The organism is Vibrio sp. ZOR0018 (genome assembly GCF_963865925.1).
Taxonomy (GTDB): Bacteria; Pseudomonadota; Gammaproteobacteria; order Enterobacterales; family Vibrionaceae; genus Vibrio; species Vibrio anguillarum.
In genome coordinates this window covers 1-23,830 of record NZ_CAWMCN010000107.1, presented here as the reverse complement: position 1 = coordinate 23,830, position 23,830 = coordinate 1, and the positions used below count along the sequence as shown (strand labels likewise).

Here is a 23,830-nt window from a genome sequence, read left to right as displayed (position 1 = left end):
TGGATATAACGTTCAATTGTTCGTGGGGTGGTCACTGCCTGAAAACTGAGCTTGTAAGAAAGGCAGCAGTAGTAAGCCGATCACAGCGGCGCAAACAGAAATGGTGACAAAAAAACCTCGCCATTCGAATTGCTCGACAATAATGGCTAACGGGTAACCGGCGAGCGCTGCGCCCATATACGCAAATAACCCCACAAACCCAGTTGCTGCGCCAGCCGAATCTTTGTGAGAACACTCCGCGGCGGCCATACCAACTAACATTTGTGGGCCAAAGACAAAAAAGCCAATCGTAAAAAAGCCAGCGGCTTGGAATACAAACCCCGTTAACGGCATCAGCCACAGCGCTGCCACCGAAAGAAAAATGCCCATTGAAAAAATCAGGTTCATTGGCCCACGGTTGCCGCCAAACAGTTTGTCTGAGCCCCAGCCTGCGACTAACGATCCAATAAACCCACCGACTTCAAACAGCGAAAGCGCGCCATTAGCCGTGATCAAATCATAGCCTTGTTGCTCGGTAAGGTAGATATTTCCCCAATCATTGATGGCAGTACGCACTATGTAGACCAGTACATAGCTCAAGGCGAGTAACCAAATGTACTTATTTCCTAACACATATTTGTGCAAGATCTGTTTAGTGCTAAGGCCGAGGCCTTCATTTTCTTGCGCCAGTTCAAGGGCGTCATTACGCCATTGACCAACACTGGGTAAACCTTGGGTCATTGGTTTATCACGCAATCGCCAACATAAGAAAACCCCACCAATAACGGCTAAACAGCCCGGTACAATAAAACCTTCGCGCCAACTAAAATGGAAAGTGAGAAAGCCAACCAGTAATGGGATCAACGCGCCCCCCACGTTATGAGCGGTATTCCATAACGCCCACCAAAAACCACGTTCAGAGCGCGAATACCAAGTTGTCAGGAGTTTAGAGCAAGAAGGCCATCCCCAACCTTGGAACCAAGCATTGAGCACCCAGAGTAAGATGAACATACTGATTGAGCTTGAAAAGCCAAACAGAATATTGATAAAACCCGTTGCCATTAACCCTAGGCCCATAAAATAGCGCGGATTGGAGCGGTCCGACAAAATCCCGGACAGAAATTTTGAGATACCATAGGTGATGTAAAACAACGTGCCCATGATGCCAATATCACTCTTATCTAAACCGAGGTCAGCAATCATCGCGGGCATGGCGTAATTCAAACTTTTACGCGTGAAGTAGAAAAGCGCATAACCGACATACATCGCCATCATGATGTGAAAGCGCCAATAACGGTACTGCTGGTTAACCTCCTGCGCTGATGCAAGAAGCGGTTGCGGTGGTTGAGAGCGTAGAAAATTTATCATAGTGCTTTATTTTATATTCCACGATTATAAGTGGGGCAGTGTGACGGTAAGCTGAGTGCCATTCTCGCTTAGATCGTGGTTGGCTGTTGTAGACTGACAGTGGCTAATAATCTGAAAGTGGCCACCCAATGCCTCGACTCGCTCACGCATCCCCCGTAAACCAAAGCCGTTCAGCTGCGCTTGTGCTTTGAAACCGATGCCATCATCGTGAATGCGCAGTGTGACATCACTTGCCAACGAAAACTCAATCACAATGTGGCTAGCTTCTGCGTATTTCAAGGCATTATTGAGCGCCTCTTGGCACAATCGATAAAGGGTCACCTTGGTGGCATCACTTAACTTTTGCAGTTGAGTGGTTGAATTCCCCGTCCAAACCACTTGGGTTTGAATGCCGTGCGTCTCAAATTCAAGGTCACGCAGCAGTTGATCCAGTGCTTCGACTAGGCCTAAATCATCTAAGGTTTTGGGGCGTAAACGGGTTAGCAAACTTTTAGTTGTGTCGTAAACATTTAAAGAGAGAGATTCAATGGTTTTAGCACAATTGCTGGTGACGGGTTGAGATTCGACGCGTTGAATAATGCTGGCTTGAGTACGGATAGCGGTAATATTTTGACCGATCTCATCGTGCAGCTCGCGAGCAATATCGCGCCGAACAGATTCTTCAGCTTTGACTAATTGGCGGGACAAATTTTGGTTACGATCAAGCTGTTGGCGCAGCTTGGTGTTGAGATCTCTTTGTCGCTGCACACCCATTCCCAGCAAAATGCCGGTTAAACTTTGTGCTGAAAGAGAGAGCAGGAGATCAGTGACTTCCATATTAGAGACACCACTACGAGCCGCGATCAATGCAATGCTATTGAGCAGCGTACCGAGCAATGCACCTTGCCAGCCGTAGCGAAAAGCGAGCAAAATGATCGGGATGGCTAAACAAAATGGCGCAAAACGCCGAAGTTCATCAGGTAAACCAATTTGCAGCGCAATGCTTAAAATAAATAGTAAAGAGTAGAGTAAGACGTGACGCGTGCGAAATTCGATATGACGAGAGACTAAGTTCGCCGTCAGTGGAACCCAAGTGCTTTGGAAAAGATAATTCCATATCAAATAGCAGCTTGGCACAATCATTAAGCCAGCTGTGATGCTGACTAACATCACCATTGACGCGGCATGGCCGTGGTAGGTGGTGGCCAGCGTATTAATGATAGCGCTGGCGAGGATCAACCCGCCCATCACAATAAAGCGACGCCACTGACTTCCGTGGTAGTAGCGCTGGGCGAGCAGGTTTAAGGGCAGCGTTGCGATACTGGCGGCGAGTACGGTCAGCCATTGAGGTTGTTCCATTAGCATGGCGAGCGCAATCGTCAGCCACCATTCTGCACCATAAATCGCGGGCCAGTAACGTTGTGGACTGTGCAGCGCAGTGCCTAAACGCAGAGCAAAAGGAAAGAAGAAGATCGCCAGTTCCGGATCGTTGACAAAATAGTAGGCGATAACCCACAAGCAAAACCAACTGCAAGAGAGCAGAAACCAAGCGCAGAGTGACGTAATAAAATAGCGTGGCATTAGAATGAGTCAGAAAAATATTTCGCTAAGGCCACGTTATTGCTCACACCTAACTTATCCATGGCATTGGCGCGATGGACATGAATGGTTTTGTGGCTAAGTCCAAGCTCATTGGCGACCGCTTTCACATCCAGCCCGGCAGCCAGCATTTCACTGATTTGCCGCTCACGTTTGGTCAACTGTGCTAATAGCTTTGCCTCGCGCTTGGGAGAGGTGAGTTTAAGCGCAATATCGGGTGTTAAGTAGCAACCACCGTGGGCGCTGGTTCGTACGGCTTGGATGAGTTCATCGGGGCTACAACGTTTACTTAAGTAGCCTCTTGCTCCAGCCTCCAAGGCTTTTTCGACCATGGCCGCGGAATCGTGAACGCTCAGCATAATGCATGCTATCCCAGAGGGGAGATCTTGAAGCAGCGACAGCCCGCTTTCATCAGGCATTGAAATATCAAGAATACAGACGTTTGCCCCTGTGCCGGGAAGCCCTGCGCGCGCTTCGGCCGCCGAGCTAAATTGGCCGACCACTTGGATATCGTCTTCAAGGTTCATGAGTTGGGCAAAGCCTGAACGTACCACGATATGGTCATCCACTAGTGCTACTTTGATCATCACAATCCCCGCTGTTTATATTGCCTGAGTAAAAAGGGAGCTTAAACTAACGCCACAGAGACAATTAAACAAGCAATATATCCCTTTGCTATGGGTGCCATTATAGAGGAGTCTAGCGCGTCAAAAAGGAAGGGGTGGCACAATAAAACGCGACACACTCATAAAAGAGAATATCGCGTTTGATTTTGCTGGGAGCTAAGCGGCAGCTGCGGCCAGCTTTAGCCTTTTCTCATGGCGGATCTTACGCTCTTCTGCGATCGCGACAAAAATCAGCAGTACGATACAGATCATCGCTGAAGTGTCGAGCGCAGCAAAGGTGCCCTTCCAGCCAGTGAGGCCAAAAATCGGTGTACCGTCGGCGATCATACCTAGGCCAAGTTTGGCAAAACTATCACCAATTAAGTAAGCAAAGGTGCCTTTAACGCCATCGGCGACACTGATCGCTTTTTTCGGCACAAAGCCAACCGCAGCAACACCAATCAGTAATTGTGGGCCAAAAACAAGGAAACCTAGCACAAACAGTGACCCGAGATACATAAACTCGCTGGTGGCGTGCTGATAGAATTCGAGCGCAACAATGATGAGTCCCAGAGAGACACAGGCGACCAAAGCTCGGCGGCCATTAGCAAGATCGGACAGATAACCCCACATTAAAGTGCCGACTAATGCGCCCACTTCAAAGAGAGTGAAGCCTGAAATGGCCGCTTCTTTTGACAAACCAAGTTCTTGATAGGCATACACAGTAGACCACTGGTCGATGCCGATACGCACGATGTAGAGGAAGATGTTGGCAAAGCAGAGTAACCAAATCACTTTGTTTTTCAAAATGTATTCAACAAAGATCTCACGTTTGGTCATTTGGTTTTCTTCCGCAGCAATATCTTCCTCACTGACCGCTTCATCAAACAACTCTTCGACCGTACCTAAACCGTATGCTTCAGGAGAGTCACTACCGTAACGCAAACCAATGAAACCCACCACTAATGCGATGATTGATGGGAACACAAACATGCCCACAACGTGACCATTAAAGAGATAGTTTGCACCAAACAGTGCTACGCCTGCCGCACCTGCGCCGCCGACATTGTGCGACATATTCCATAAACCTAAGTAGGTGCCGCGTTTATTTTTGGGCGTCCATTTGGTGATAGTGGAGTAGCTTGATGGCCCACCAGTACTTTGGAAAAAACCGCTTAGCGCATAAAAAGCAACCATTAGGAAAATGCTGACGCTTGAACCGCCCATGCTCATGCTAAATCCAAGCATTGCAATACCAGAAAGGATCAGCATAAAAGGTAGGAACTGTTTCGTGTTCTTGCCATCGGCGTAGTAAGAGACCACTGTCTTACCAATCCCGTAAGTGATCGAGAAACCAAGACCAATCAGCCCTAGCTGTGTCATCGACAAGCCGTAGGTTGAAATCATATCGTTTTGTGCAACGTTGAAGTTTTTGCGCACTAAATACATCGCCATGTAGCCAATAAACACCACAAGGTATGATTGTAAAAATGGTTTGAACCACATTTTACGGCGTTCTGCTGCGGGGAGATCGAGGGTCGGTAGCCGAACCTGTTGCAAAAGTTTTAGCATGTGAAATCCTTAGAAAATCACGTCAAAGAAATCTCTGCTGTCAGTCAATTCACACCAGAGTCGAATGGCTAGCAACCGTCTGGCTGCATCATAGAGTGATTGTAAAAATCGGCTTGGCGATTGACTTGAGGGCATGGCCTAACTGAGTTAGGAATATTTCCTAGTTTGGGTGGATTGATAGACAAAGCGTGAATGGAGTCACATTGATATGCATCTTGAAACGTCGTCTTTAAGCTAACGATTTGTAGCGAACTTGAGGGTGTTTGTTAAGTTTTTAGCGCTGCCGCACTGTTATTTTTATCATTGCGTTATATAGTGTCAACAAGAAAAAATTGAGTGTTGCTATGATTCGCCTAAACCGTTTTAACAGAATAATGTTGCTCACCAGCGCGCTCAGTTGGGTGTTGGTGTCGCTTATGCCTGTAATAAACGCGCATGGCAATACGGCGGGGGTTTGGGCCACACTGTGTACCATTAATGGTTTTGAGCTGGTTCAAATTGAAGAGGGAAAAGTACAGACACAGCATACGAAACCCTGTCCCTTTGCTCATTTCTCCACCTTTCATCAAGATTCACTTCCAACGACACCTTTACTGACACGACTGAACTTGTTTGTTTCAGACAGCTACACTTTTTTGGCTCTAAGTGTACGATTTGAAAAACAAGTTCCTCGTGCGCCACCATTATTTAATCTGTTGTACTGGCGTTAGAAAATAGCCTTGATTCCTTCCACTATTCACTATTCAGAATAAAGCTCTAACGGTAAACCATCTGGGTCGGCGAAAAATGTGTATTCTCGACCAGTGAACTCATCAACGCGGATGGGTTCGACGATGACGCCTTTTTCCTCTAAATACGCTTTGACTTCACTGACACTGTCCACCACAAACGCTAAATGTCGTAGCCCTTGAGCTTCAGGGAAGCTTGGTCTTGGTGGTGTATTTGGAAATGAGAACAGCTCAATTTGTCCGCCATCGGGCAGAGCAAGATCCAGCTTGTATGAATCGCGAGCGGCGCGGTAATTTTCAGCAATAACAGGCAGCCCTAAGATCTGAGTATAAAACGCTTTGGAACGTGCGTAGTCTGAACAAATAATCGCCGCGTGGTGGATTCGTTTTAGCATGATTAACCTTTATTTGTTGAGCTGGCTGACCAAATGTTCAGTGACGTAATCAATGAACACCCGCAGCCTTGCTGGCATGTACTTGGTTTGCGGATATTGCATGGCAATTGAGCCGTAGTAATTACTTTTGATCGTCCAATCGGCTAATAGCCGGACGACGCTGCCTTCAACGAGCGCTTGCTGAATGACAAAATCATGGAAGATACCGATACCTAAGCCATTTTTCACGCCGTTCAAACGCATTTGTGAGTGGTTTACTGCATAGCGGCCTGAGACGGCCACTGTATGGAACTCATCTTCTTTATGAAAATCCCAGAGATGGTCACGCTCGGTTTCGGCAAGATACAAGCAGTCGTGATCCGTTAATTCGATAGGGTGGGTGGGCGTGCCTCTGGCCGCTATATATTCTGGGCTGGCGCACAACACTAAGTGGGTTTTGCCAATTTCACGCAGTACCAAGTTTTCATCTGGCTTATCAGTCAGTTTAAACGCCACATCAATATTGTGTTTGAATAAATCGATCGCACCATCTGCAGCTCTCAGCTTAAGTTGAATTTCAGGGTATTGAGTTAGAAAAGGAAGCACAAGGGGTTGCAGAACTGAATTCAAAAATGCTTCAGGTGCCGCAACAGTGAGTGCACCTGCAGGTTCGGTGTGGTCAGAGGTTGAAAGCTCAACCGCTTGCTGCGCAGCGTTGACCATCAACAAACTTTGATCATAAACGCGCTTTCCTGCCTGAGTGATTAAGAGCTGGCGCGTGGTTCGCTCAAATAACTTCACTGATAGCGCTTGTTCTAAACGGGTAATCAATTTACTTAATGCCGAAGGTGTTACCCCCAGCTTTTGAGCGGCTGCCGTAAAGCTACCTTCATTGACGACGAGAATGAAAGCCGCTAAATCAGGCAGCAGGGCGATAAGACGATGCGTGATCATAATTGTATTTGTGCCTGAAGTTCACGAATGGTTTTCCATGTCATGGGATAATAGTCGTAAATGGGATCAACTAAAATACCATTAAGCGATTTTACAGTGTAAATGAAGGGTCTATTTTTCGTTTAGGCTGCCCTACACCATAGCTATTGCGCTATATAAAAATAAGGACGTAGCAATGTCTTCTGCATTTTATCAACAGATCCAAAACCAGCTTGAGGAAATCAAAGCGGAAGGTCTGTATAAATCTGAACGTGTGATTACCTCGCAGCAACAAGCGGCGGTCGAAATTTCTACTGGTGAAGAAGTGTTGAACTTCTGTGCCAACAACTACCTTGGTTTGGCTAATCACCCTGCGTTGGTTGAAGCGGCGAAGCAAGGCATGGACAGTCACGGCTTTGGTATGGCTTCGGTACGTTTCATCTGTGGTACGCAAGATATTCATAAGCAACTGGAACAGAAGCTCTCTCAATTCTTAGGTAAAGAAGATACGATTCTTTACACCTCATGTTTTGATGCAAACACCGGTTTATTTGAAACTATTTTAGATAAAGAAGACGCGATTATCTCTGACGCGTTGAACCATGCCTCAATCATTGATGGTGTGCGTTTATGTAAAGCGATGCGTTTTCGTTACTCCAACAATAACATGCAAGAGTTGGAACAGCAGTTGATCGCAGCCGATGCGGCGGGCGCTCGTAATAAGCTCATCGTAACGGATGGTGTATTCTCAATGGATGGCGTAGTCGCAAACTTGCCCGCGATTTGTGATTTAGCCGATCAATACAACGCGCTCGTCATGGTGGATGATTCACACGCGGTTGGATTTATGGGTGCAAATGGCCGTGGCACGCATGAATACCATGATGTGATTGACCGTATTGATATCATCACCGGTACCCTTGGTAAAGCGATGGGTGGTGCCTCAGGTGGCTACACTTCCGGTAAAAAAGAGGTAATTGATTGGCTTCGTCAACGTTCACGTCCTTATTTATTCTCTAATTCGGTTGCGCCAGCGATTGTTGCAGCATCGATTCGCGTGCTGGATTTACTGGCAGAAAGCGCCGCGCTTCGCGACCAACTTTGGGATAACGCCGCGCATTTCCGTACTCGTATGGAAGGCGCGGGGTTCACTATGGGTGGCGCGGATCACGCCATCATCCCGATTATGCTCGGCGATGCTATCGTTGCAGCAGAGTTTGCAGAACGAGCACTAGCTAAGGGCATTTATGTTGTTGGTTTCTCGTTCCCTGTCGTGCCAAAAGGCCAAGCTCGTATTAGAACACAAATGTCAGCCGCGCATAGCCGCGAGCAACTCGACCACGCCATTGATGCGTTTATTGCTGTTGGCCAAGAAATGGGGCTCATTAGATGAAAATTAAAGCATTATCCAAACTTAAACCAGAGCAAGGTATTTGGATGACCGAAGTGCCAATGCCTGAGCTTGGTCACAACGATCTGCTGATTAAAATTAAGAAAACCGCGATTTGTGGCACCGATGTTCACATCTATAACTGGGATGAGTGGTCACAAAAAACCATCCCAGTGCCAATGGTGGTTGGCCATGAATACGTCGGTGAAGTGGTTGGCATTGGTCAAGAAGTTCGCGGTTTTGAATTAGGTGATCGCGTGTCTGGCGAAGGTCATATTACTTGCGGCCATTGTCGAAATTGCCGCGGTGGTCGTACTCACTTATGTCGTAATACTGTGGGTGTTGGTGTGAACCGCACTGGTGCATTTTCTGAATACTTAGTTATCCCTGCGTTTAATGCTTTCAAGATCCCAGATGGTATTTCCGATGATCTAGCCTCGATTTTTGACCCATTTGGTAACGCGGTACATACCGCATTGTCATTTGATTTAGTCGGCGAAGATGTGCTGATCACTGGTGCTGGTCCAATCGGTATCATGGCGGCCGCAGTGGCGAAACACGTTGGTGCGCGCCATGTGGTGATCACTGATGTCAACGAATATCGTCTTGAGCTTGCACGCAAAATGGGCGTGACACGCGCCGTGAATGTTGCGGAACAAAAGTTAGAAGAGGTCATGAGTGAACTTGGCATGACGGAAGGTTTTGACGTCGGCCTTGAAATGTCAGGCGTACCGAGTGCCTTTAGTTCTATGCTGAAAACCATGAATCACGGTGGTCGTATTGCTTTATTAGGTATCCCACCTTCAGATATGGCGATCGATTGGAACCAAGTGATCTTCAAAGGTTTGGTGATCAAAGGTATCTATGGCCGTGAAATGTTCGAAACTTGGTATAAGATGGCGAGCCTGATCCAATCTGGTCTCGATCTAACGCCTATCATCACTCACCATTACAAAATTGATGACTTCCAAACGGGCTTCGATGCTATGCGCAGCGGGCTTTCTGGCAAAGTTATCCTTGATTGGCAGTAACCGAAAATCTCTCCACAGAGCGCTCCGTAAGGGGCGCTTTGTTTTTGGCTAACACTGTTTTTATAAACAGTGAAGTGGAAAATAAAACCGTATTCAACCTTTCAAAAAGCCCCAATTTAGCCCTAAACACTTTCAAAAATTCCACTGCTAGTCGCCAGTTTAGCCCCAAGATTTCGAATCAAGGTTTGCGGTATCTGTTCTTCAAAAGGCTAATGGTTGGTGTTTTTTGTTGCTCAAAATCGTTTTTGGATAATTTAGAGTTAAAGCCTTAACTCTAACGCGTCTGCTTCAGATAAAAATATCCATGGGTTAACGCCTCAAGAAGGGGCTGCCGGTTAGGCAGTCCCACTTGCTTGACTTGTTAAATCTTTGGTGAAGATAGAAACACCCTCATCGTTCTTCTTTGTGTTAAAGAAATTTTGATGAGGGAAGAGCTTGTTTTTCAATATAACCACATAAACAATAAGGCAGGCATTAATGACTACTCCTACCCAAACCCCAACAGGGTCTGCTTCGTACCCTTTGAATGAATCAAGAATTCCCTTAAAGAGGAAAATGCAAAGTATCAAATACCCAATCGACTGTTTTTTATAAATACAGTTTATAACTACACCAGGGATCAATAGCGCAAAGGCCAGAACCCCAAGTATTGCACCATATGGTAACTCAGAGAGAATTGGCGCTGCACCCAGTAAACCGAATAAAACCAGAACAGAATACATGCCAATCAAGATTTTGTTGGCTCTATTGTATTTCTCAGACTCTTCGGCATCGGGGTACATTGCTAGATATTTCGAAACCTTTTTTGGATTAAGTCCCTCGGCCAAAGCCTTCTCGAAAATAGACACCTTGTTTTCTCCTTCCTTGAGGAGACGTTTCACGATCTTCATTAATACTCCTTATAGATTTAACGCTAAGCTAACGGGCAATTATGCAATGCGAAAATGCTGAAGGCGCATTGCGCAATTGTCCCAGTGACCTCGTTGAAATTGAATTAAGCCATTTTGAATTTTGAAAAAGCCACAGTCTATTAAACCTATTGGGTCTTTCCATTCTAAGATAGCCCATTGATCATCCTAAAAAATGTTCTCCACGATACAAACCATCTTTGCATTTGGCGAACTCTTCTACAAACATTCTTTGAATTGCTTCTTTACCTTCAATAGGCTCAAGTGTAAGTAATAACATAGCGTGATGCACTTACCTGTTAACGCGATTACCAGTTACAAGTATCGTTTCGTTTTGGATCTAGCTTTAGGCTGGTTTCAGTGAACCACTTTGAGGTAAATCCATCAGCAGGAAATAACTCTGTTCTGTCGTCTGAGATCTTAAAAGTGAACTTGCCGTTCGAGTTCAACACGACGTAGTTACCGTCGTCTTTTACCTCAATTTGGTACAGTCTTGGAGCCATGCCAGCGTATACTTTGCCGCTATCACAGAAGATAGCCTCATCCATCAAAGATGACCCATCTTGGTTAACATAAACCCCTTTCAACCATTCACCAGCAAAACAACCACTAGTAACGAAACCCAGCGAACAAAGCGATAACAACAGCGATAATTTTTTCATTTTTTCCTCTATATACTCAAGTAACCTCAAGGTGCTTGAATATCATCACTTATCTATCCAAGTGGCTTCATCGCGAATAATTTAGCCACTACATATAAATCGCAATTAATATACTGATTTTATATATTCACCTCTAGTTGATTAAATAGGAATTTTTTTGTTTCCGAATTAAAATCACAAAGGAGGTGGGTTGTATTAGATACCTAATCTAATACTAACTTTTGCAAACCAAAATAGAGCTATATTGCCGATTTAATTTACAAAAAATCAAGAGCTGAATCGGGTAAGGTGATTAAGGATAAAGAGTATCTGCGCCATGATTTTGTTGCCGATATTGACCCAAACCGTGAAGGCGATCAGCCGGGTGTGGTGGTCGGTTTGAAAGTGACGTATGAGTACGGTACGACCAAAACTGTACCAGTGACGGAAATTCGTATGGCAAGTGGTAATGAGGCGGTGAAGGTGGTACCACTCGATGCGTTAATGAAAGACGTGACAGGCCAAATCCATATGGCTAAGCAGTTTTTTACCAACGAGCACTATGCCAACCTTTTCAGTATGGCAGAGACAAAATCACGCACTGAAATGGATAAGCAGTAGCGAGAGGCGGTGACAGAGCTTGAAAAAGACCGTACTGCAGCGCTGAATGACTTATTGGACCCGACACCAGAGCAAGTTTCCGTTGTTAATGCGCGCTTTGATGAAAGAAAATCGATGATTAATCAAGTGTATGGATGATTAGGTGATAACCAATCCAACCGTGAGGCCGGATCAAATACCGCGTAGAGATGGGCAGGCGAAGACCCACAAAAGCACCAATTCATCACTGAGCTCAGTCAATCCATGAATCTCGCAGAACTGACACCCGAAGCGTTGGAGCATAACTATCAGCGAGTTCTGACAATAAAGGCGAATCACGAAGCCGAATTGAAGAAGCAGCAACAGTTAGAACGATTACGCCAAAGCCAGAAATCTCAATGAATTTACGAGGATTCAGGAGGTTAAGGTGCCGCTAAGTCAACTGATGGTAGTGATTCAATGATGTATGGTAACCATAGTCTACTCAAGTGGATTGTGTAATTTGCAGTAAAAACAGGTTCAGTTACTCACTTAACCGAGTGATTTTTTGCCTGCTAAGCAAGATCTTGCTCAGCGTTGGGCAACTTTTTGCTTTGTTGATGGGGTTGTTTCTATAACTTATTGATTTTGAATGGTGTGAAAGTTGGCATCCCACTTGCTCTTTCTATCGCGACGGTGCGCAGAGCGCGTTAACGCTTTCATTTATTTAATGATTTTTTAGAAAGGAAATAGCTATGCCAACTCCATGTTATATCTCTATCGAAGGCCAAACTCAGGGTCTTATCACTGCAGGTGCATGTACTGCTGACTCTATCGGCGATTCATTCGTTGAAGGCCACGAAGATGAGATGCTGGTTCAGCAGTTTGACCACGTAGTGACGGTACCGACGGACCCACAATCTGGCCAGCCGTCAGGTCAACGTGTACATAAACCGTTTAAATTTACAGTGTGCTTGAATAAATCTGTTCCACTTCTATACAACGCATTATCGTCTGGTGAAAAGTTGAAGTCTGTTGAGCTAAAGTGGTATCGCACCTCTATCGAAGGCAAACAAGAAAACTTCTTCACTACTAAGCTGGAAAACGCGTCTATCGTCGACATCCACTGTGAAATGCCACACTGCCAAGACCCAGCCAAATCTGACTTTACTCAGAATGTGACTGTGTCTCTGTCTTACCGCAAAATCACTTGGGACCACGTTAACGCGGGCACCTCAGGCTCTGACGACTGGCGTAAACCAATCGAGGCGTAATCCTCATCTCAGCGTGAAGATTAGGTCAGACCAGCGTGGTTGGGAACAGCCTAGCTGGTCTTTATTTTCCATATAAAAAAGGCACAGTTGATGGCAAAGTTAACATTCACCCTAACCGTTGATGGATTACCGGAAGAAACATTTGTAGTTACAGGCTACCAAGGCAAAGAATCTCTCTCGGATTCACGTTTTGATGTTTCTCAAGCTTGTTATGGTTTTCGCTATAATATTGAGCTAGCCAGTCGGCAACCGAGTATAACAGCCCAACAAGTGGTGGATAAAACTGCCCAACTGGTCATGAAATGTAACGGCGAGGCAGTGCAGTATGTCCACGGAATTGTTCGCCAATTCTCCCAAGGTGATATCGGCCATCACCATACCTCGTATTCACTTGTCTTAGTACCAGCCCTTGAGCGATTATCACTTCGCCACAATAGCCGTATTTTCCAATTCAAAACAGTTCAAGACATCATTAGCCAAATTTTGCAGGAAATGGGCGTCATAGACTTCAGTTTTGCGTTGAAAAGAACCCTTTCCCAGCGTGAGTTTTGTGTGCAATACCGAGAAAGTGACTTGGCATTTGTTCATCGCTTAGCGGCAGAAGAAGGTATCACCTATTACATTGAACAGGCTGATGGAAAGCACACAGTTATTTTTTTTGATGACAACACACTCATTTCTAAGTATTCGGGGCTTGTGCCTCACAACGGTCTATCTGGGGGACAAACCGACAATCCTTTTGTTTCTCAGTTTCTCATTGAACATCAGAGTGAGCCTAGCCATCTTACATTTAAAGATTACAGTTTTAAGAAGCCCAATTATGGCTTCTTACAAGAAAAAACAGGTTCCGATCTGAGCTTTCAACAAAGCAGTTATGAGTACTATGATTTCCCCGGTCGATATAAGGATGATGGTGCAGGGAGCGCTTTCAGCCAGCTTCGTCTAGAGTACTTACGTCGAGAGTCGAGTTTGGGGAGTGGAAAAAGTAATCATCCCGCTCTTCGGGCTGGTACGAAGTTTGATTTAAGTGACAACCTAGAGGCGAGCGCCAACCGTGATTGGGTCGTGGTTGAAGTGACTCACCAAGGTACACAACCTCAAGCTCTAGAAGAGGATGGAGGCCATGGAGCCACCACCTATTCAAACCAGTTTACCGTTATACCAGCTAATAAAACGTGGCGTGCGAAACCTCAGCCGAAGCCACAGGTTGATGGCCCAATGATAGCGAAGGTGGTTGGCCCAGCAGGTGAAGAAATCTACTGTGACGAACATGGTCGAGTGAAAGTTCATTTCCCATGGGACAGAGAGAGTAAGCAAAACGAACATAGTTCATGTTGGGTTCGTGTTTCTCAAGGCTGGGCTGGGGCTCAATATGGTTTTATGGCGATTCCACGTATTGGCCACGAGGTCATCGTGTCGTTTCTGCATGGCGACCCGGATCAGCCCATTATCACTGGCCGGACTTATCATGCGACTAATGTGACACCTTATATACTGCCAAACCATAAGACTCGCACTGTTATAAAAACACAAACCCATCAGGGAGAAGGTTCTAACGAAATCCGTTTTGAAGATCAGGCTAGTATTGAGCAAATCTTCATTCACGCACAGAAAGACCAAGACATCATTACTGAGAACAATCATCGAGAGCTGGTCGGTGTAGATCGACACTTAAGAGTGGGTCGGAACTGGCTGCAAATGATCACTGAAAATGTCAATCGAATGGTTGGCAAAAATGTGATTGAAGAATTTGGTCAAGATCATCAGATCAAAATTGGCAGAGATGTCATTAAGCAGATTTTAGGCAAGATAAGTCAGCACGTTGTAGGCGGAATTATCTCTAAGATTGATGGAAGTACAGTCACTCAAATTGGCGCATCTGAAGAAAAAGAGATTGGTGCCAACCAACGTGTGAGTGTTGCAAACGAAAGTTACTTAAAAGCAACCAAAGTTGTACTAGAAGCTGGAGACTCCCTCACAATTAAGGGACCAGGTGGGTTCGTTAAAATTGATGGCGGTGGGGTAACTATTTCAGGAACCAAGGTCAAAATTAACGAAGGTGGTTCACCCGATACTGGTACAGCTCCTGCTATGATCAAGCCGCAAGACCCTGATAAACCTCAAGAACCTGATGGTCCGGATGAGAGGGGGTAATCATGCCGAGTGCAGCAAGGTTAGGTGACAGCGGCGGTGGTCACGGATGTTTCCCTGCCACGCCGATTATAGCGGGCAGTGGTGATGTATCTATTAATGGTAAACCAGCAGCTCGAAAAGGGGATGCGGTTTTACTCCACGCTTGTCCGTGCCCTTATAAGCCACATGGTGTCCATGGGCGTAGCATATCTGCTGGTTCGTCAAACGTTTCAATAAACGGAAAGCCAGCAGCTCGTGTCGGGGATGCTATTGATTGTGGTGGATCTGTTGCATCAGGCTCGGGAAATGTATTCATCGGGGACACGCCATATCAGTCTCCAACACATGAATGTGGTGAAGGCGCAAGCGGGGAAAAAATTCCATTCTTGCGTATCCTACCGATGGCGACACCAAAGCCCGCTTTTTGGGCGAAAGCGCCTTTCATACCCGAGCAATTTGCTGAGCTAGCAAAGCAGCAGGTGAAAACGCAACTGACAGAAGTTCAACCCGGCGCCTTGCCTCCTCTGGCTGAAGAGATTGTTAACTCGGTAAAAAACGGTGCGTCGAAAAAAGAGATGTTGGCGCTGCTAGAAGGTGAAACCACCAAGGCGATGCGACGTAAAGCACGAGAAGCCATTACAGAACAAGCGAGTGCTAAGGCCCCTGAGAAGGCAGAACGCTTTAGTAAAGATATGGATGCCGCTGAAAAAGCCATGCTTAGTGACCACATCTACACACTAGATAAGCCCGTTGATGAACTAGATGATAGGCGCAAGCAACTAGCAGATGATTTTGATAACGACTCTGGCTGGTCGTTGGCGAGTGATGAAGATTTGGATGAATTAGGATTATCTAAAGAACACCTACGAGTTGGAGACACTAATTTTAAAGCCGAAGTATATATGCCAGATACAGATGTGTTTGGTGATAACTCGAAACCAGTTTTGGTCTTTCGTGGTACTGAAAATGGAGAAGATTGGCTGAACAATATAAGGCAAGGTTTGAACAGAGAGAATGATTCTGATTATTACAAGCAAGCTGTAAAGATCGGTAAAATATTAAGAAAGAATGGTCTACCTGTGGAAATCGCAGGTCATTCTCTCGGAGGTGGGTTATCGTCAGCAGCCTCTAAGGCGGGTAATTTCTCCACGACAACATTTAACAGTGCAGGACTGCACAAGAAGACAGTAGCACGATATGGTGTTGGAGATGAACATCAAGGGAGTGATGACAATATTACTCGTTATCGGATTGACGGAGAACTTCTGACCTACTTACAGGAAGATGCCCTTTTGATTAACCGCGTGGCTCCAAGTGCTATTGGAAACACAACCCATAGCTTACCGAAACCTAAATCACTGACTTTGACAGCAGCAGGGGTTGGGGGGGCAATAGCCGCTGGTTTGGGATCGCGAGGAGCCATGATTGGAGCCCTAGCTGGGAGCGCTATTGGTTACGCTGGTGTTAAAGGAAAAGAAAAGCTCGACTTACATGGGATGGATATGATGCGAGAGGCGATAGAAGAACGTAAAGTGAATGACTTACATTCACTTGCAAAGCAGGCCTAATCTATGGCTCGTAGTTTAAGTTATTTAATTCTAGTAGCTATTTTGTGTTCATTTAATGCTGTGTCTGGAGGACGAAGTATGTCAAATAAAGAACCTAAACCTGAGACTTTTTTTTCGGGAGAGTTGTTACCCATTGCCCAAGCGATAAAGAGCAACGATATTGATAGGGCTAAAGAACTTTCCAAAAATCTAGACAACATCGATAAAACTGGTTTCGAAAACTTTACGCTTCTAGCATTTTCGGTAGCGGATTCAAATGCTGCAGCGATCCATATGCTAATGGAGCTTGGGGCTGACCCTGCCCATCAAATAGGTAGACATAAAGATAGGGGGACAATTGGCTCCTTTTCAATGTGGAATCGAAGCACGGAAGCGCTAAGAGCTCTGCTTGAGTCAGGGATGGACCCTGATCAAAGAGAAACTGATAGAACATTGATTTATAAAGTTCCTGAACTTAGAGACAATGACTCGCTCAAGCTTCTCGTTGAGTTTGGTGCTGATGTAAATGCCAGAGATCGCTTAGGCCAAACGCCTTTATTTGATTTTATTAATGTTAGTTTCGATGAGGCGTTATATCTGCTGGACCATGGTGCGGATCCTTTTGTAATGGATAGATCAGGAATGACAACGGCTTATTCTGTTCAGGATGAGCTTAATAATATGGATAAGTCTACAGAGGCTTACCAAAAAATGCTTACCATCCAACAGAAGATGATAGATCTTGGTGTGAAGTTTCCGGCACTAACCCCTTACGGTGAGCGTTTTCGTAACGACATCGTCTATTGCAAAGAGCCTAGGGGATATCGACCGCGTTCAGAGTGTAAGGTTGAAGGAGTGAATAGATTTCTAAAGCCTCAATCTGAAGAATCCAAGTTGGCTGATGAAAAGATTCTACGCGAGCGTTATGGCATTGATGCGAAACTTTAAACGGAGCATCAGCGGATGTTAAACCAAGTGGTGGCTGTATTACTGGGTACTGTACTACTGCTGCCTTTGACCGCGAAAGCAGGAGTGCTCAATATGTTTCGTAGTAAACCGTATCCAGAAGTGTTTTTTTCAGGTGATTTACTAACAGTTGCCGAAGCCATTAAGAAAAAGGATATTGAAAAAGCTAAGCAGTTGGCAGAAAAATTACCGGACATTGATGCTCCGGGTACGGAAAACTACACCTTACTCGCTTTTTCCGTTGCAGATACCAATATTCCAGCTATCAAAATGTTGATGGCATTGGGAGCTGACCCTTCAGCTAAATTAGGCTCTCGAGGACAAAATGGTTCTGTTGCTTACTTGGCTATGTGGCGAAAAACCACTGAAGCTCTAAATGCTATGTTAGAGAGTGGTATGGATCCGAACTTATCAGATAAAGGAGACAGCTTAATTTTTAACGTGCCTGAATTAGCAGGAAATGACTCGTTAAAGCTGTTAGTTGAGTACGGTGCAGACGTAAATGCGAAAGATACTTTGGGTCAAACTCCTATGTTTAACTTTGTATTAACAAGTTTTGATGAAGCTATTTACCTTTTGGACAATGGTGCTGACCCCTTTGTAATGGATAAGTCTGGTGTGACCTTGGCTTATGCAGTACAGAATCGCTTAAATAACATGGATAGCAAGTCGGAAGCGTACCAAAAAATGCTTACCATCCAACAGAAAATGATCGAGCCGCGTTCAGAGTGTAAGGTTGAAGGAGTGAATAGATTTCTAAAGCCTCAATCTGAAGAATCCAAGTTGGCTGATGAAAAAATCTTAAGAGAGCGCTATGGCATTGATGTGCATCTGTAAAACGTTTTTTAAAAGGTGTTTGGTAAGTGGATAACTTAAAGTCGATTTTTGAAGTTCTATCCGAAACGGAAGAGGGCACCCTGTATGTCATTTTCGATCAAGTGCAGCACCCTGAAGCGAATGAGTTTTGGAAAACGATGAGGCTGCGCTCTGATGTAGAGTGGTGTTACTTATGGCAAGATAGCAAGTACATGCAATATCAAGATGCATCCCCGGTATTAATTACCATTGTTGATGGAAACCCCGGTGAAAGCCTATTGTATTGGTTGAATGATTACACCAAATATTATGAGAGACTCGGTGTCGTTGGTCGCTATAAAGGCAGCTTAAAACAAATTTATCAGCATTGGCGAAATTGGTTGTCTGTGATTTATCCAGATGGACAAGAAGCGTTATTGCGTTTCTATGATCCGATGGTTATTACCTCTTTTTACTCGATTTTAACAGATATCCCAAAACAAGCCTTTAAAGGTGAACATTGCCAGATCTACACGCCTTGTCTTAACGAGGACAAGCCACACCTCTGCGCAGTTATGAGTGGAGAAGTGGCGGGTGAGCCGATGGAAGAGTTAAACCAACAATTGGTGACCTACCCAGTCAAGTTGACTCCTAGCCAGTACAGCCTGTTTTTCTATCCGGAGAGGTTGGACTCACTAATTGATTCTCTGCATAACAAACTCGCACCGAATTATGCATGGTTGCTACCAAGAGAAAACGTCGCCATTCGATTCAACGAAGGGCTAGAGCTTGCTGCACAAAAGTATCCAGATACCGATGCTCTTGGAAGGGAAACTTTTGCCTTGTATCGGTTTTATTTGGGGGACAAGTTCGATGAACACCCAGATTTTTATGATTTGTTAGCCCATCACTCGTTGAGAAATGCAATTGGTAAGTTTAACGAAAAATACCAAGGCCGCAGAGACGAACTCATGAATTATCGAACAGAGGGTTGGTTGGGCATGGAAGGAAAAGCAGGCTTCGAGTCATGATGAATCAATGGCCAAATATTGCACAAATCTCGCGCCAAGAGTGGCAAGAGAGATCAAAACAAAAAGGCTGGTGGCTTTTAGTCGACTCAGCCATAAACTCGGGCGTGTTGAATTTTATCCCTTCACCTCAGCCTCAAAGTCGATTGTACTGGGATGAAATGGGCGAGGTTCACGCTTCAATTTCACCTTACTTGATACCAATGCATTCCATTGACTGGTTAGATGAAAACATTACCCATAAGTCAAATTGGGGAATGGCCATTCAAATTAATGAAGCCTTTCATGGTGAGACGTTAGACAGACAGCAAGAGATGTTACTCAGTCATTTACGAACTTGGTCATTGGCGCAAGCTCCCGAGCAGGAAGTGGCGATACTACGGAGCACTGACTGGAGCATTTTCCATGTTTTATGGAATGCGACAGCCGCAGAGAAACAGCCCGAGTTAAAAGGGCCAATCCAATCGCTCTGCTATTGGGAGGCCGAAGATGGGTCAGTATCCTTCAGCGCTCTCATTGGTGATATGCGTCCAGAGGTGCTGGTAAAAACGCCCATTCAACTTACGGATGAGCAATACCTAGCTTTGTCGAACTGGGCGGACCGACATCAACACCAAAAATATCGTGAGCACCTTCAGCAGCATCACCCGGTCACTCATGTATGGAGTGAGGATGAGTGGAAAGCATTTTTGCCGCAGCAAACCAAACAAGCAAGAGATTACGGGTTTGAGCAACCTAACGATGTGGTGCGCTATTTAAGCCTCTCAGTCGTAATGGGCAAAGACTTTATTGAGACGTCATGGGCGAAAGAAGCGTTGAGTAAGCCACGTCATCTGGGTCAAAAAAGTCAAATGGATCAGCTGTTTGCTCAAGCACTAAAACAAACAAACGAGGAGTCGTCGACGTCATGAGCCAGAATAAGCACACGGAGCTAATGAGTAGTGCACAAGCCGCTGAGCTTAATTTCTCTACAGACAATGTCAAAGAAGGCAACTGTAAAGAGTGCAGTTGTGAAGTTTTTGTACGTTGCCATTACGACGACGGTAGCCCGATAAAAGAAGCGCCATACACCATTGTCGACAGTAAAAAAGGTGAAACGACTGGGCAAACAGATGAAAATGGCTTGCTGAAAGTGATCAATATGCCTTGTGGTGGCTATGAGTTGTATCTGGAAGAAGGTTCAGATGATTATGAGCCAAAGGAAGTGTTGGCGAACAACCCCGCGTTTCAGAGCAACCCAGAATACGCCGCCATCACCGGAGAATACTTTGCCCTGTACGTCATTTTAAACCGAAAAGGCTACCTGACTTACGATGCGGACGGCAGCGACAAAGATGAAGTTGACGTTGATGGTGTTGGTATCATGTCAATGTTTGGTGTTGCTCCAGACGGATATGAAGAAGCCTATAAGCGGTTCTGGGAGTTACATGAGCAGATAAACGATGGGCCGACTTCCTTAAAAGAAGCGGTAAACCGCGCACACTGTGGCCTAGCGGGTGAAGTAGCAGGCCAAGGAAAAGACAATGAAGCGCTGATCCTATTTTGCGAAGTCGCGCTTGGCTTTGTGCCGGTAGTCGGTCAAGCAATGGATCTTTATGATCTTGGTGGTTGGGGTTGGAAAACCTATGAAGGCAAAAGCCTTGATGAGTGGCATTGGGCTGAAGGCGCACTTATTGCGTTGGGTTTCATCCCCGGTTTGGGTGATGCGGGTAAAAAAATCGGTTTAACGATCCTAGATACACTGAAAAAAGCAGACCCAGGTGTGATACAACTGGCGATAAAGAAAATTCGCAGCCTGTCAAACGGCAACATTGTTAAGTACTTATTGAGCTTTGGCGACAAGCTCGATGAGGTGGCTGTTGAGGCTGATGTCCTGCTCAACAAAATCATTAACGGTTTGACAAAAGTCCTCAAGGATTCTGCGAGCAGCAGTTGGATTTTCTTGATGATGAAAGACGAATTTGCATTTTTCATTAAGGCCTTGAAAGACCTAAAGAGTAAGATCAAAGAGTCCATTGACTGGATGCGCGGCAAAATCGATGAGTTTACAAAGCTCGTCTCCACGCGTATTCCCGGTACCACGACAAAAAAAAATACCGCGGTTACCCCACAAAATGCCAACGCAGGTAAGGCCGACCCATACAGAAACCAATCTGAGAAAGGGGATGGAAATTCAGAGACGTGTGTTGGGAGTGGCGGGAAAAAAACTAACGAGACATGCGGGGTCGGCGAGCCAGTTGATTTATTGACGGGTAAAGCTTACGAGACTAGAGAGGATTTTGTTGTTTCATCTCGGCTATCGCTTGTTCATAATCGCTACTATCAATCTTCGGGAGAACGAGAGACCGGTTTACTTGGTAAACTTTGGCGCAGTAATTGGGATATAAGCCTAACGACTGAAGGCTCTACCGTTAAATTTATTGATAAAGATTACTCGATAGCCTTTTTTGACGCACCTTATCAAGGTTCACCGACTCGTTCGGAGTTAATGCCACAGTGGTGCTTACATCGCGGTGAGCGTGGAGAGTTGATCCTAAAAAATAAGAGCGGGCTGGAATATCATTTTGAACATGCAGTAGGTACAACCTTACGTCTTACAAAACAACAAGACGCCTATGGAAACGCGACGCAGTTTTTGTACGACCGGGGCACACTGAAATGGATAGTACTTTGTGATGGTCGATTAGTTCAAGTTGAAACTAAAAAAAGACGAATCCACACTTTAACGCTTTGTAAAGCGGATAAAACGCCAGTTTATAGACTCGCACAGTACAGTTATGACAAAAAAGGATTCTTAACATCTGTCCGTGCGGAAGCAGGGCGCAGCTTTGACTACCAATACAGTAAAGAAGGTTACTTAACGCGCTGGAATGATCTTTCTCAAACTTGGGTAGAGCATGATTATGACGATAAGGGCCGAGCCATTGCGACGCGCTGTTCTGGTCGGTACTGGAACGACAAACTGCACTACGATGATGACAATCATATCCATTATTACCGTAACCCATTTGGTGGCACTCAAGCAGTGCACTTGGACGAACGTAATCGCCCCTTTTTATTTGTGGATGAGTTCGGTAATCAAACGACAAGTGTTTGGCATGACGAGTTTCTGCTTAGCAAGACAAATGCATTAGGAGAAACGGTAGAGTACACCTATGACAATTGGGGTAACGTAACCCGAGTCATTGAACCTAATGGCGCTGAGCACCACTATAAATACAACGAACAAGGTTGGCTGGTAAGTTATACAAACCCGATGGGTGCAGTTTGGTTTTATGAGCACAATCCGTTTGGTGATGTGACATCCATTACCGACCCAGAAAACCGTAAAACCCAAATGACCTATACCGAGTTTGGCCAACGTGCAAGCGTGACAGGGCCTGACGGTTCAATAACCCATTACTCGTACTATAGCAATGGCTTGTTGGCTCGGGTTGAGCCACCTGTCGGTTACGGTATGGACTTGTTTTACGACGGGCAGGGGCGCTTGATAAAGCGCGTGACTGACAATAAGCAAGTGCGAGAATGGGTTTACGAGAAGAACAGCAAGCAACCTTGTCGAATTCAGTATGAAGATGGAACGCAAGCGCATTTTGAATACGATATAGAAGGTAATTTAATTAAAGTGACGGATGCGCTTGGGCATAGTCAGCACTTTAATTACGGAGCATTTGATAAGCTGAGGCAGGTTACGGACCCTTTTGGGGCAACCACACACTATCATTACAACGCTGAGGCAGAATTTGCTGGTGTCACCAATCGACAGGGTGAAAAATGGTTCTATGAGTTTGATCAAGGTGGACGAGTTTGTGCGGAGCACCACTATGATGCCCGTGTCGACCACTATCAGTACGATGCAGCAGGTCGACTGAATCGTCACATCAAACCGGATGGTGTACAACATTGCCACAGTTACGACCCTTCAGGAAAACTACTCGATACGGTGACGCTTGACCACAACGAGCAACAATTGGGTAAAGCTTGGTATGAGTACGACGCCGCCTCTCGCTTAACCTACACCGAAAATGGTGATGCGTGGGTCTCCTTTGCTTACAGTCCATCAGGATTGCTCCTTGAAGAAAACCTCAACGGCACCTCGCTCGTTCATGAATACGACGAACATGGCCGCCGTATTGGTTCATCAGGCAGCAAAACCGCGCGACAATATCAATGGACGAAGCACCAATTACAGCAACTGTCTGTAGGCGAGCATACCCCGCTGCAATTTGCGTATCACCCGAGTGGACATGAGCAAACTCGCGCTACAGAGCAGGGGTTTAGCCTTCACCACCAATGGAGTGAAACAGGGTTACTGCTAGAGCAACAGCTTGGTAGAAATGGTGATAGCTTACGCCAGTATCAGTACGATGCCCTAGACAGGCTCGTAGGCATTAACGATGC

At 45.5% G+C, this 23,830-nt stretch carries 18 protein-coding genes and 2 pseudogenes; 12 read left to right on the top strand and 8 right to left on the bottom strand.

Translation table 11 applies throughout. The features are described 5' to 3' along the window. Nucleotides 1–12: 12 nt before the first annotated feature. The 4 genes from AACR75_RS08190 to uhpT form a co-directional block, all read right to left on the bottom strand. A complete protein-coding gene (locus tag AACR75_RS08190; RefSeq protein WP_047687715.1) occupies nucleotides 13–1,347 on the bottom strand; it encodes an MFS transporter in 1,335 nt (444 codons plus the stop codon). A gap of 24 nt (nucleotides 1,348–1,371) precedes the next feature. Further along, the gene (gene uhpB, locus AACR75_RS08185; protein WP_047687713.1) at nucleotides 1,372–2,907 is read right to left on the bottom strand and encodes a signal transduction histidine-protein kinase/phosphatase UhpB; all 1,536 of its coding nucleotides are present in this window, start codon (nucleotides 2,905–2,907) and stop codon (nucleotides 1,372–1,374) included. After that, nucleotides 2,907–3,512, bottom strand: coding sequence for a transcriptional regulator UhpA (gene uhpA / locus AACR75_RS08180; protein WP_026028260.1), 606 nt, complete (start codon nucleotides 3,510–3,512; stop codon nucleotides 2,907–2,909). Before uhpA ends, uhpB begins: the two co-directional genes overlap by 1 nt. A 195-nt stretch (nucleotides 3,513–3,707) precedes the next feature. After that, nucleotides 3,708–5,102 carry a hexose-6-phosphate:phosphate antiporter gene (gene uhpT / locus AACR75_RS08175; protein WP_017048964.1) on the bottom strand — a complete coding sequence of 465 codons (1,395 nt, stop codon included), beginning with the start codon at nucleotides 5,100–5,102 and terminating at the stop codon, nucleotides 3,708–3,710. 344 nt (nucleotides 5,103–5,446) lie between these two features. Between uhpT and AACR75_RS08170 the strand changes: the two genes are divergently transcribed. After that, nucleotides 5,447–5,812 carry a hypothetical protein gene (locus tag AACR75_RS08170; RefSeq protein ID WP_026028259.1) on the top strand — a complete coding sequence of 122 codons (366 nt, stop codon included), beginning with the start codon at nucleotides 5,447–5,449 and terminating at the stop codon, nucleotides 5,810–5,812. Nucleotides 5,813–5,841: 29 nt separating this feature from the next. On the opposite strand, the gene gloA2 is transcribed toward AACR75_RS08170, so the two are convergent. Both gloA2 and AACR75_RS08160 read right to left on the bottom strand, forming a co-directional pair. Continuing rightward, complete coding sequence (gene gloA2, locus AACR75_RS08165) at nucleotides 5,842–6,225, bottom strand: SMU1112c/YaeR family gloxylase I-like metalloprotein (RefSeq protein WP_017046047.1); 384 nt, start codon at nucleotides 6,223–6,225, stop codon at nucleotides 5,842–5,844. 9 nt (nucleotides 6,226–6,234) lie between these two features. Then, nucleotides 6,235–7,158, bottom strand: a complete 924-nt coding sequence (locus AACR75_RS08160; protein ID WP_013868013.1) for a LysR family transcriptional regulator — start codon at nucleotides 7,156–7,158, stop codon at nucleotides 6,235–6,237. A gap of 175 nt (nucleotides 7,159–7,333) precedes the next feature. On the opposite strand from AACR75_RS08160, the gene AACR75_RS08155 reads away from it, so the two are divergent. Next, complete coding sequence (locus AACR75_RS08155; protein ID WP_047687710.1) at nucleotides 7,334–8,530, top strand: glycine C-acetyltransferase; 1,197 nt, start codon at nucleotides 7,334–7,336, stop codon at nucleotides 8,528–8,530. Further along, nucleotides 8,527–9,558 carry an L-threonine 3-dehydrogenase gene (tdh, locus tag AACR75_RS08150; protein ID WP_019281861.1) on the top strand — a complete coding sequence of 344 codons (1,032 nt, stop codon included), beginning with the start codon at nucleotides 8,527–8,529 and terminating at the stop codon, nucleotides 9,556–9,558. The genes AACR75_RS08155 and tdh overlap by 4 nt, the downstream gene beginning before the upstream one ends. Before the next feature lie 335 nt (nucleotides 9,559–9,893). Here the strand turns inward: tdh and AACR75_RS08145 are convergent, their stop codons facing one another. Continuing rightward, on the bottom strand, nucleotides 9,894–10,448 hold the full coding sequence (locus tag AACR75_RS08145; RefSeq protein ID WP_047687708.1) for a hypothetical protein: 555 nt from the start codon (nucleotides 10,446–10,448) through the stop codon (nucleotides 9,894–9,896). Nucleotides 10,449–10,774: 326 nt separating this feature from the next. Then, complete coding sequence (locus tag AACR75_RS08140; protein WP_047687706.1) at nucleotides 10,775–11,128, bottom strand: hypothetical protein; 354 nt, start codon at nucleotides 11,126–11,128, stop codon at nucleotides 10,775–10,777. 276 nt (nucleotides 11,129–11,404) lie between these two features. Here AACR75_RS08140 and AACR75_RS08135 point away from each other — a divergent pair. The 9 genes and pseudogenes from AACR75_RS08135 to AACR75_RS08095 all read left to right on the top strand — a co-directional run. Beyond that, nucleotides 11,405–12,208 (top strand): annotated as a pseudogene (locus AACR75_RS08135) (ATPase); the annotation flags it as partial. Nucleotides 12,209–12,441: 233 nt separating this feature from the next. Beyond that, a complete protein-coding gene (gene hcp-2 / locus AACR75_RS08130) occupies nucleotides 12,442–12,960 on the top strand; it encodes a type VI secretion system effector Hcp-2 (RefSeq protein ID WP_001142950.1) in 519 nt (172 codons plus the stop codon). Nucleotides 12,961–13,050: 90 nt separating this feature from the next. Continuing rightward, nucleotides 13,051–15,114, top strand: coding sequence for a type VI secretion system Vgr family protein (locus AACR75_RS08125; RefSeq protein WP_047687704.1), 2,064 nt, complete (start codon nucleotides 13,051–13,053; stop codon nucleotides 15,112–15,114). A gap of 2 nt (nucleotides 15,115–15,116) precedes the next feature. After that, nucleotides 15,117–15,413: pseudogene (locus AACR75_RS08120) on the top strand (PAAR domain-containing protein); the annotation flags it as partial. Between the two features lie 1,326 nt (nucleotides 15,414–16,739). Then, on the top strand, nucleotides 16,740–17,588 hold the full coding sequence (locus tag AACR75_RS08115; RefSeq protein WP_045609219.1) for an ankyrin repeat domain-containing protein: 849 nt from the start codon (nucleotides 16,740–16,742) through the stop codon (nucleotides 17,586–17,588). Between the two features lie 15 nt (nucleotides 17,589–17,603). Then, complete coding sequence (locus AACR75_RS08110) at nucleotides 17,604–18,443, top strand: ankyrin repeat domain-containing protein (protein WP_081989611.1); 840 nt, start codon at nucleotides 17,604–17,606, stop codon at nucleotides 18,441–18,443. A 26-nt stretch (nucleotides 18,444–18,469) separates the two neighbouring features. Next, complete coding sequence (locus tag AACR75_RS08105; RefSeq protein ID WP_047687699.1) at nucleotides 18,470–19,432, top strand: DUF4123 domain-containing protein; 963 nt, start codon at nucleotides 18,470–18,472, stop codon at nucleotides 19,430–19,432. Beyond that, on the top strand, nucleotides 19,429–20,340 hold the full coding sequence (locus AACR75_RS08100) for a DUF4123 domain-containing protein (RefSeq protein ID WP_047687697.1): 912 nt from the start codon (nucleotides 19,429–19,431) through the stop codon (nucleotides 20,338–20,340). The genes AACR75_RS08105 and AACR75_RS08100 overlap by 4 nt, the downstream gene beginning before the upstream one ends. Then, nucleotides 20,337–23,830, top strand: a 3,494-nt coding sequence (locus AACR75_RS08095) for a DUF6531 domain-containing protein (protein WP_047687695.1), incomplete at its 3' end; no start/stop codon positions are given. The genes AACR75_RS08100 and AACR75_RS08095, both read left to right, overlap by 4 nt.